This window comes from Kitasatospora sp. NPDC058965, from assembly GCF_042741245.1.
GTDB lineage: Bacteria > Actinomycetota > Actinomycetes > Streptomycetales > Streptomycetaceae > Kitasatospora.
Genome location: NZ_JBHYKG010000328.1, coordinates 1 through 8,949 on the forward strand (window position 1 = coordinate 1; position 8,949 = coordinate 8,949).

The window sequence follows — 8,949 nt, forward strand, 5'->3', positions numbered from 1 at the left end:
GCCACGGACCGACCGCGGTCGGGGCGGTCGGTCCGTGGCACTCGGTGGCGCTGAGCGCGGGGCGGCGGGCTACCAGGTGTCGTTCAGCGTCGCGCTGCCCGATCCCCCGGTGGTGACGGAGTGGTTGTTGCCGGGCTCCCAGGTGACCGACCCGTCGGAGTTCTTCAGGATGTACTTGTACTCGACGTAGGTGTTGGCGGGCAGCGTGACCGCGCCGTTCCAGCTCGGGTAGTGGAACGAGGAGAGCGGGACGGCCTGGGCGGGGTTCCAGCTGCCGAGCGCCGGGATCGAGCCGACCAGGTAGACGTTCTGGCCCCAACTGGTGTTCTGCTGCACGGTGAACGTCTCCCCGACCGTGCCGGCGGCGGCGTTCGGGGTGTACAGCGCGACGGCGTCCATCGCCGGGACGGTCACGGTCGCGGTGCCGTTGCCGCCCACCGTCACGGTCGGGCCGGAGCAGGCACCGGTCGAGCGGGTCAGGTTGCCGTGCACGACGTCGCAGTAGCTGCCGGCGGCCAGGCCGGTCTCGACCGTGACGGTCTTGGCGGTGGACTCGTTGTTGATCGCGATCCAGCCCCGGTTGCCGCGGCTGAACGCGATCAGGTTGCTGCCGTCGTCGTACCAGTTGGCCACCTGCTGGCCGGCGGTGGCGTTGTGCCAGCCGACCATGTTGGCCACGCCCTGGTTGCGGTCGGTGCAGAACCAGCCGTTGGCGCAGTCGGTGGCGCTGACGAACCCGTTCGCGTCGGACGGCGGGGAGTCGTCGCTGTTGGTCCAGGTGAAGCTCGCGTAGACCTGCGGGACGTCGTAGCCCCAGGCCAGCTCGAACAGGTTGGCCAGCAGGTAGGACGCGCCGCTCTTGTAGGTGAGCGTGCTGCCGTCGCGCTCGGTGTCGTGGTTGGTGACCATCGAGGTCGAGGCGGCCGGCGGCTCCAGGCCCCAGCTCTGGCCGAAGCTCTTCAGGTTGGCGATGCTGCCGGTGAACTGGCTCTTCAGGTCGCGGGCGTAGCTGAACTCGATCACGCTGCCGTTGGACTCGAAGGCGCTCGGGGCCAGCGACCCGGAGCTGCCGGGTATGACCTCCTGGTACACGTAGGGTCGCGAGCCGGTCCAGGTGGTGGAGTTGACCTGGGACAGTACGGCCGCCATGTCGGCCTGCGCGATGTGCTTGGCGGCGTCCATCCGGAAGCCGTCCACGCCGGCCGCGACCAGGCTGTTCAGGTACCCGGCCTCCGCCTGGCGCACGTGCGCGCTCTCGGTGTTGAGGTCCTCCAGGTTGGACAGGTCGCACTCCTGGACCTGCTGCACGCTGTTCCAGTCGTTGATCGACAGGTCGGCGTTGGGGCAGTTCGCCGGGTAGGCGTGGAAGTCGGAGGAGCCGTACCCGGGCTGCGCGTACGAGTACGCCGAGGAGTTGAAGGTGTCGCCGCCGTAGGAGTCGGTGCTGGTGTTGTTGTCGCCGGCCATGTGGTTCAGCACGGCGTCGGCGTAGACCTTGACCCCGGCGTTGTGACAGGCCGTCACCATCGCGGCGAACTGCGCGGCGGTGCCCATCCGGCTGTTCAGGTCGTACCCGATCGGCTGGTAGACCTCCCACCACGGGTGGCCGGACTGGCCGAGCCGGATCGAGTCCTCGGGCGGGGCCACCTCGACGGCGCCGTAGCCGTCGGGGCCGAGCACGGTGGTGCACTCGTTGGCCACCGAGGGCCAGTTCCACTCGAAGAGGTTGGCGGTCACGTCGCCGCCGTTGGGGGTGGCGGCCTGCGCGACGCCCTGCGCCGTGAGCGGCAGGGCGACGGCGGTGAGCAGCGCGCCGACCGCCATCAGGGCGGTGCGGCCACGGGGGCGTGCTCGGTTCATGCGGGTCTCTCCTGGGCAGGCGGGCCCACCACGGAGATCCGGGTAGCGCGCAGCGCGGGGCGGGCGCACCGTCGCGCAGGAGGGAACCAGGAGGCCGTGGGGAGCCGGCGGGTGGGGGTGTGCCCCGGGCGGCTCGCGACGCCGCCCGGAACGCGGTGGCCGCACCGACCCCCGGGAGTCCCGCCCGGGGGTGTCGGCGGCCGGGGAACCACGCGGTGGCGACCGCCGGCTCCCGCACTGCACGGCCGCACCCGAGCACCCTCGGGATCCGCCGTGCAGCAGACCTTCTCCCGCCCGGCGGCGCGGCGTCAAGGCCACCGGAAACACATTGCCGAAAATTGCAGCAAACCGTTACAGCCGTGTTGCGGAGCCGTCAGCGCAGCGCGCCCACCGCCGCGACGGCCTCGTCGAGCTGCTCCTCCGTCACGAAGTAGTGCGGCGAGGCGCGGACGATCGCGTCGAGCCGACGGGCCGACATGTCCAGCAGCGTGGACGGGGCGAAGCTCGCGGTGACGGTGATGTCCCGGGCCGCCAGCAGGTCGCGCACGGCGGTCGCGGCCAGGCCCGCGACGGAGAAGGTGACGATCCCGCTGCGCCGGGTGCCGAGGTCGTGCACGGTGACGCCGGGCAGTGCCGCGAGGCCCGTGCGCAGGTGCGCGGCGCGCGCGGTGACGGCGCGTTCGACCTCCGCGGGGCCGAGGTCGAGCAGGTAGCGGGCGGCGCGGATCAGGCCGAGCCGGGCCGCCGCGTTGTTCTCCCAGAGCTCGAAGACCTTGGCGTCCCGGTGCAGTCGGTAGCTGGCGGGACCGGTCCACACGGCCCCGCGCAGGTCGGCCACCGGGGGCCGCAGGCGTTCGGCGGCCCGGTCGCGGACCACCAGGACGCCGGTGCCGCGCGGTGCGCGCAGCCACTTGCGACCCGTCCCGGTCACCATGTCCACGTCCAGCGCCTCGGCGTCCAGCGCGAGTTGGCCGATCGCCTGGCAGGCGTCGAGCAGCACCAGGGCGCCCACCCGGTGCGCGGCGTCGCTGATCCGCCGCACGTCGGCCACCGTGCCGCCGTTGCTCGGCACGTGCACCACCGAGACCAGCGCGACCCGGTCGTCCAGCATCTCCTCCAGCGCCGCCGCCGAGAAGCTCCCGTGCTCGTCCGAGGGCACCACCTCGACGCTCGCGCCGACCGCCTCGGCACGCATCAGCATCGGGATCGCGTTGCTCGCGTACTCCACCTCGCCGACCAGCACCCGGTCGCCCTTGCCCAGCGGCACCGCCTCGAAGGCGGTCACCCAGGACCGGCTGGCGCTGTCGGTGAAGGCGACCTGGTCGGGGCGGCAGCCCAGCAGCTCGGCGAACACGCCGTACCCGGCGTCCAGGTCGGCCGCCCGCTCGTCGGCCGCGACGTAGCCGCCGACCTCGGCCTCGCGGCGCAGGTGGGCGAGCTGTTCCTGCAGCACCGGCTCCGGCGGCAGCGAGGCGCCGGCGCTCTCCAGGTAGATGCGCCGCGAGGCGGCGGGGGTGTCGGCACGGACCGCAGCGAGATCGATCATGCGCGCCACAGTAGCGCCGGGCGGGAACGGGGGGAACGGCCCGCGCCCGAACGGTCAGGCACCCGGACGTCGTTCAGCCTCGTGAACACCGGAACCCGCTTTCGCCCGCCCGGGCGGCGCTATATTGGGACCCGGTCCACATCTGTGAACAGGAAGGTCACCCCGATGGCCCAGCCGAGCCCCGCCGCACCCGTCGGTGCCAACGTGAAGTCCGCGGTCCGCACGGTCGAGCTGCTGGAGTACTTCGCCCGGCACGCCGGGCTGCACAGCCTGGCCGAGGTGCAGGAGGCGGTCGGCTACCCGAAGAGCAGCCTCTACATGCTGCTGCGCACCCTGGTCGACCTGGGCTGGGTGGAGACCGACCTGACCGGCACCCGGTACGGCATCGGGGTGCGCGCGCTGCTGGTCGGCACCTCCTACATCGACGGTGACGAGGTGGTGGCCGCCACCCGCCCCGCACTGGACCGGCTGGCCGACGAGACCACCGAGACCGTCCACCTGGCCCGGCTGGACGGCACCGACGTGGTCTACCTGGCCACCCGCGCCTCGCAGCACTACCTGCGCCCGTTCACCCGGGTCGGCCGCCGGCTGCCCGCGTACGCCACCTCGCTCGGCAAGGCGCTGCTCGCCACCTTCACCGACGAGGAGGTGGCCGCGATGCTGCCGGAGCGCCTGGAGCCGCTGACCGAGCACACCCGCACCACCCGCGACGCCCTGCTCGCCGACCTGCGCGAGATCCGCGAGCGCGGCTACGCCACCGACCGGGAGGAGAACACGGCCGGCCTGTGCTGCTTCGCCGTCGCCCTCGGCTACCGCCGCCCGGCCCGCGACGCGGTCAGTTGCTCGGTCCCGGTCGCCCGCCTGACGCCGGGTCGGGAGCAGATGATCCGCGACGCGCTGCTGGCGGCGCAGGAGCGGCTGGACCTGGCGACCCGTCACCTCTGAGCCGCGGGCTCCGGACGCGGGCCACCGCCCCGGCGCCCCGCCGGCAGCGCGCGGTGACCCGGCGTCAGCCGAGCCCGGCCACCGCCTCCCGGACCGCGGCCAGGTCGGCGGCGGCGGCCAGTCCCAGGTGGTAGAAGCGCAGTTCGCTCGCGCCGCCGGCCAGCAGCGCACGGCACCAGCCGGCCAGGTCCGCCCGGTCGCCGCCCAGCCCGGCGACCGCTCCGACGGTGGCCGCCACCCGACGGCCCGGGCCCGCACAGGCCGCGACGGCCGCCAGCGCCCCCGGCGAGCGCACCTGGGCCTGCAGGACGAGGCCGCAGTCCCCGCCGAGCTCCGCCGCGGGGTCCAGCCCGGGCGAGGCCCCGAAGCCGAGCCGGTCCGGCTGGGCGTGCAGCAGCACCGGCAGGCCCGGCCGCTCCCGCCGCACCGCCGCCAGCACCTGCGCCCGCAGCCTCCCGGCCACCGCCACCCGCATCCGGGCCACCGCCGCGAACAACTCCGGGTCGAGCGCCGCGTCCGCCGCCGCCCCGGCGAACACCCGGTCCAGCGCGCCGCGCACCGCCGTCCGCAGCGCGTCCGGTGCGGCGCCGGCCTCCTGGTACCCCCGGCGGCAGTGCGGGCAGAAGCAGAGCGAGAACAGCAGCCGCGCCGTCGGCGCCAGCGCCACGCCCGCCGTCTTGTCGTGCGCGTGCAGGTGGTCGAAGCCGTACCAACCGCAGGACTCCAGCTCCAGGCCCGCCAGGCCCGGCTGGGCGGCGACCTCGGCGGCCAGCGCGGCGCAGTACTGCTGCACCAGCGGGTTGGCGATGCACAACGCCCACGGGTAGTGGTCGCCGTAGGCGTTGAGCACGGCGGCCTGCGGGTGCTGCGCCCCGAGCCGCTGGGCGTGCGCCAGCACGGCCCAGCCGTAGACCTCCACGCCGACCCCGGTCAGCACGGCGGCGGCCCGGGTGAACGCGTCGGCCGCCCACGGGGCCGCCACCGGCCGCAGCCGCCCCGCGCCCGCCCAACGAGCCGGGTCCGGACGGTAGTAGACCGCCGAGTGCGGCGCGGTGACCACCCGGTGCACCGGGTGGTGCGGCGTCAGCGCCCGCACCGAGTGGTAGGCGGCGGCCAGCGCCACCCGGTGCACGCCGAGGTCGGCCAGCCGCGCCGGCAGGCCGGGGTCGCCGTCCACGTCCCACGGGTAGAGGTACCCCCCGGCCCGTATCCTGCTCACCCGAGCGCTCCACCGCGGCCGAGCACCTCGCGCGCCCGGTCCACCAGTTCCAGCAGCTCGCGCAGGTGCTCCGGCTCGGGCTCGGTGAGCGGCGCCCGCACGCCGCCCACCGGGTGGCCGAGCTCCCGGGTGGCGGCCTTGACCAGCGAGACGGCGTAGCCGGGCCGGCGGCGCCGCAGCTCGACGTAGGGGCGCAGGAAGACGTCGACCAGGGTGTCGAGGGCGGCCGCGTCCTCCTGGTCGAAGGCCCGGTGCAGGGCGAGCGCGAGGTCGGGCGCGAAGCAGAAGATCGCGGAGGAGTAGAGCGGCACCCCGATCGCGCGGTAGGCGAGCTGGGTCATCTCGGCGGTCGGCATGCCGTTGAAGAACCGGAAGTCGGCCCGCCCCGCGGTGCGCACGGCGCTGACGATCCGCAGCATCAGGTCCAGGTCGCCGCGGCCGTCCTTGAGGCCGACGATGCCCGGTACCTCGGCCAGCCGGGCGACGGTGGCCGGTTCGAAGGCCTGCTGGCCGCGCTGGTAGAGGATCAGGTCCAGCCCGGTGCTCGCGGCCAGCGCCTCGTAGTGGCGGAGCAGGCCCTGCTGCCCGCCCTCGACGCCCTCGGGCGGCAGCACCAGCAGCCCGTCGGCGCCGGCCCGGGCGGCGGCAGCCGCGTACGTGCGGGCCAGCGCGGTGCCGTAGCCGGTGCCGGACACCACCGGGACCCGGCCGGCCGCCTCCTGCACCGCGACGGCGACGCACTGCTCGTACTCGTCGGGCGCCAGCGCGAGGAACTCGCCGGTGCCGCAGGCGGCGAAGACCGCGGCCGGACCGTCCGCCAGCCGGGCCCGCAGGTGCCGGCGGTAGCCGTCCGGATCGAAGGCGCCGGCGGCGTCGAAGGCGGTCACGGGGAAGAAGAGCAGGCCGTCCAGACGGTCGGCGAGTGCGGCCACAGCGGCAGTCCTTTCACGTTCAAGAACGACGTACATGCATGTGAACCCCGCGAGCGTAGGTTTGCGAGGCGGCGGCGGTCAAGACTCAGACTATTCGCATATATGAACAGCGCACTTTCTTGTGAACGTTTCGATCCTCTGTGAGCATAGGCTCGACCTTGCCGAACGGCACTCCCTCAGACAGAGGAGTCACTCCGTGTCCCGCATCCTCGTCACCGGCGCCGCGGGCGGCGTCGGCACCCTGCTCCGGCCGCGACTGGCCCGGCCCGGACGGACCCTGCGCCTGCTCGACGTGGTCCCGCTCGAACCGGCCGCGGGCGAGGAGTCGGTGCGGGCCTCGGTCACCGACCTGCCGGCCCTGGTCGAGGCGTGCCGGGACGTCGATGCCGTGGTCCACCTCGGCGGCATCTCGGTGGAGGCGCCCTGGGCGCAGATCCTGGACGTCAACATCAACGGCACCTACACGGTCTTCGAGGCCGCCCGCCGGGCCGGCGTGCCCCGGGTGGTCTTCGCCTCCTCCAACCACGCCGTCGGCTACCGCACGCCCGCCGAGTACCCGCTGACCGCCGACGCTCCCCCGCTGCCGGACACCTACTACGGCGTCTCCAAGGCCGCCGGCGAGGCGCTCGGCGCGCTGTACCACCACCGGTACGGGCTGGACGTGATCTGCCTGCGGATCCTCACCTGCTTCCCGGAGCCGCCGAACCCCCGGGCCCTGTCCACCTGGCTCTCGCCGGACGACTGCGGCCGGCTGGTGGAGGCCTGCCTGACGGTTCCGCGGCCCGGCTACCGGATCGCCTACGGGGTCTCCGCCAACACCCGCGGCGGCTGGGTCTCGCTCGCCGAGGCGCGCGCGCTCGGCTACGAACCGGCGGACGACGCCGAGGTGTTCGCCGCGAAACTGGTCGCGGAGCACGGCGAGCCGGCGCCGGACGACCCCGTCTTCGCCCACCTGGGCGGCCCGTTCACCGCGTCCGAGCTCGACGCCGACCACCTCTGAGGAGCCGCTGTGACCGACGACGTGCAGGGCTACGCCCCGCGGACCGGCGAGCCGTACGGCTCCCCCGTCCCCGCCACCACCCCCGAGCAGGCCGCGGCGGTCTGCACCGACCTGGCCGGGCACGAGCAGGCCTGGGCCGACGCGCCGCGCGCCGACCGGGCCCGCGCACTGGACCTGATCGCCGACGAACTCGACTCCCATGCAGCGGAGTTGACCGAGCTCGCGGACGCCGAGACCGCACTCGGCCGACCCCGGCTGACCGGCGAGATCGCCCGCACCACCGGTCAGCTCCGGCTCTTCGCCGAGTTGCTGCGCGAGGGCGGCTACCAGGGCGTGGTGGTCGAGCCGGCCGAGGGCGCCCGCCCCGACCTGCGCCGGATCAAGCGGCCGACCGGACTGGTGGCCGTCTTCGCGGCGTCCAACTTCCCGTTCGCCTTCTCGGTGGCGGGCGGTGACACCGCCTCGGCCCTGGCGGCCGGCTGCCCGGTGGTGGTCAAGGCGCACGAGGCGCACCCGCTGACCGCGCGGCGGACCGCCGAGCTGGTGCGCGGTGCGCTGGACCGGGCCGGAGCGCCGCCGGTCTTCGCCCTGGTGCACGGCGTCGAGGCCGGGGTCGCGCTGGTGCGGCACCCGGCGGTCACAGGGGTGGGGTTCACCGGCTCCACCCGGGGCGGGCTCGCGCTGGCCGAACTCTGCGCGCGGCGGCCGGTGCCGATCCCGTTCTACGGCGAACTCGGCTCGGTGAACCCGGTGGTGGTGCTGCCGGGTGCGGCGGCCCGGGACGCGGCGGGGCTGGCGCAGGGGTACGCCGGGTCGCTGACCCTGGGGGTGGGGCAGTTCTGCACCAACCCGGGGCTGGCGTTCGTGCCGCAGGACGACGGGCTGCTGGCGGAGTTCGCGAAGGCGGTGGCGCAGACCGGGGGCGGGCCGATGCTCTCCGCGCGGATCCACGCCGGGTACGCGGCCGGGGTGGCGCAGCTGCTGGACCGTCCCGGCGTCCGGCTGCTGGCCGAGGGCCGGGCCGGCGAGGGCCCCTGGGCGGGGACCCCCGCCCTGGTCGCCATACCGGGTGAACTCTTCGACGCCGAGCCGGAGTTCTTCACCGAGGAGCGGTTCGGCCCGGTCGGGGTGCTGGTGCTGGGCGACACCCTCGCGGACGCCGCCGGACGGGTCGCCGCCTGCCCGGGCAGCCTGACGGTGAGCGTGCACCTGGACACCGCGGATCCGGCGGACCTGGCGGCGGCGCAGCGGGTGCTCGCGGTGGCGCGGCGCCGGGCCGGCCGGCTCGTGGTCAACGGCTGGCCGACGGGCGTCGCGGTGAGCCGCGCCCAGCACCACGGCGGCCCCTTCCCCGCCGGCACCTCCGCGGCGCACACCAGCGTCGGCACGGCGGCGATCGAGCGCTGGCTGGTGCCGGTGGTCTACCAGGACTGCCCGCCCGCGCTGC

The 8,949-nt window shown here is 74.7% G+C and carries 7 protein-coding genes; 3 read left to right on the forward strand and 4 right to left on the reverse strand.

All coding sequences use genetic code 11. The features are described from left to right. Positions 1-69: 69 nt before the first annotated feature. Entirely contained in the window at positions 70-1,860 is a 1,791-nt protein-coding gene (locus ACFW1A_RS34290; RefSeq protein WP_380416097.1) for a carbohydrate-binding module family 20 domain-containing protein, read from the reverse strand. 373 nt (positions 1,861-2,233) lie between these two features. Then, on the reverse strand, positions 2,234-3,406 hold the full coding sequence (locus tag ACFW1A_RS34295; protein WP_380416100.1) for an aminotransferase class V-fold PLP-dependent enzyme: 1,173 nt from the start codon (positions 3,404-3,406) through the stop codon (positions 2,234-2,236). A gap of 165 nt (positions 3,407-3,571) precedes the next feature. Between ACFW1A_RS34295 and ACFW1A_RS34300 the strand changes: the two genes are divergently transcribed. Beyond that, positions 3,572-4,351: an IclR family transcriptional regulator gene (locus tag ACFW1A_RS34300; RefSeq protein WP_380416101.1), complete on the forward strand. Its 780-nt coding sequence runs from the start codon at positions 3,572-3,574 to the stop codon at positions 4,349-4,351. Between the two features lie 64 nt (positions 4,352-4,415). Here the strand turns inward: ACFW1A_RS34300 and ACFW1A_RS34305 are convergent, their stop codons facing one another. Continuing rightward, complete coding sequence (locus tag ACFW1A_RS34305) at positions 4,416-5,561, reverse strand: hypothetical protein (RefSeq protein WP_380416115.1); 1,146 nt, start codon at positions 5,559-5,561, stop codon at positions 4,416-4,418. A 5-nt stretch (positions 5,562-5,566) separates the two neighbouring features. Beyond that, complete coding sequence (locus tag ACFW1A_RS34310) at positions 5,567-6,502, reverse strand: 5-dehydro-4-deoxyglucarate dehydratase (RefSeq protein ID WP_380416104.1); 936 nt, start codon at positions 6,500-6,502, stop codon at positions 5,567-5,569. 196 nt (positions 6,503-6,698) lie between these two features. On the opposite strand from ACFW1A_RS34310, the gene ACFW1A_RS34315 reads away from it, so the two are divergent. Then, complete coding sequence (locus tag ACFW1A_RS34315; RefSeq protein WP_380416108.1) at positions 6,699-7,502, forward strand: NAD-dependent epimerase/dehydratase family protein; 804 nt, start codon at positions 6,699-6,701, stop codon at positions 7,500-7,502. Between the two features lie 9 nt (positions 7,503-7,511). Then, on the forward strand, positions 7,512-8,949 hold a 1,438-nt coding region (locus tag ACFW1A_RS34320; protein WP_380416113.1), incomplete at its 3' end, for an aldehyde dehydrogenase (NADP(+)).

What these genes read in the sequence shown, in the direction of transcription:
- ACFW1A_RS34290 (WP_380416097.1), bottom strand. Translation starts at nt 1,860, where the DNA reads ATGAACCGAGCACGCCCCCGTGGCCGCACCGCCCTGATGGCGGTCGGC.
- ACFW1A_RS34295 (WP_380416100.1), bottom strand. Translation starts at nt 3,406, where the DNA reads ATGATCGATCTCGCTGCGGTCCGTGCCGACACCCCCGCCGCCTCGCGG.
- ACFW1A_RS34300 (WP_380416101.1), top strand. Translation starts at nt 3,572, where the DNA reads ATGGCCCAGCCGAGCCCCGCCGCACCCGTCGGTGCCAACGTGAAGTCC.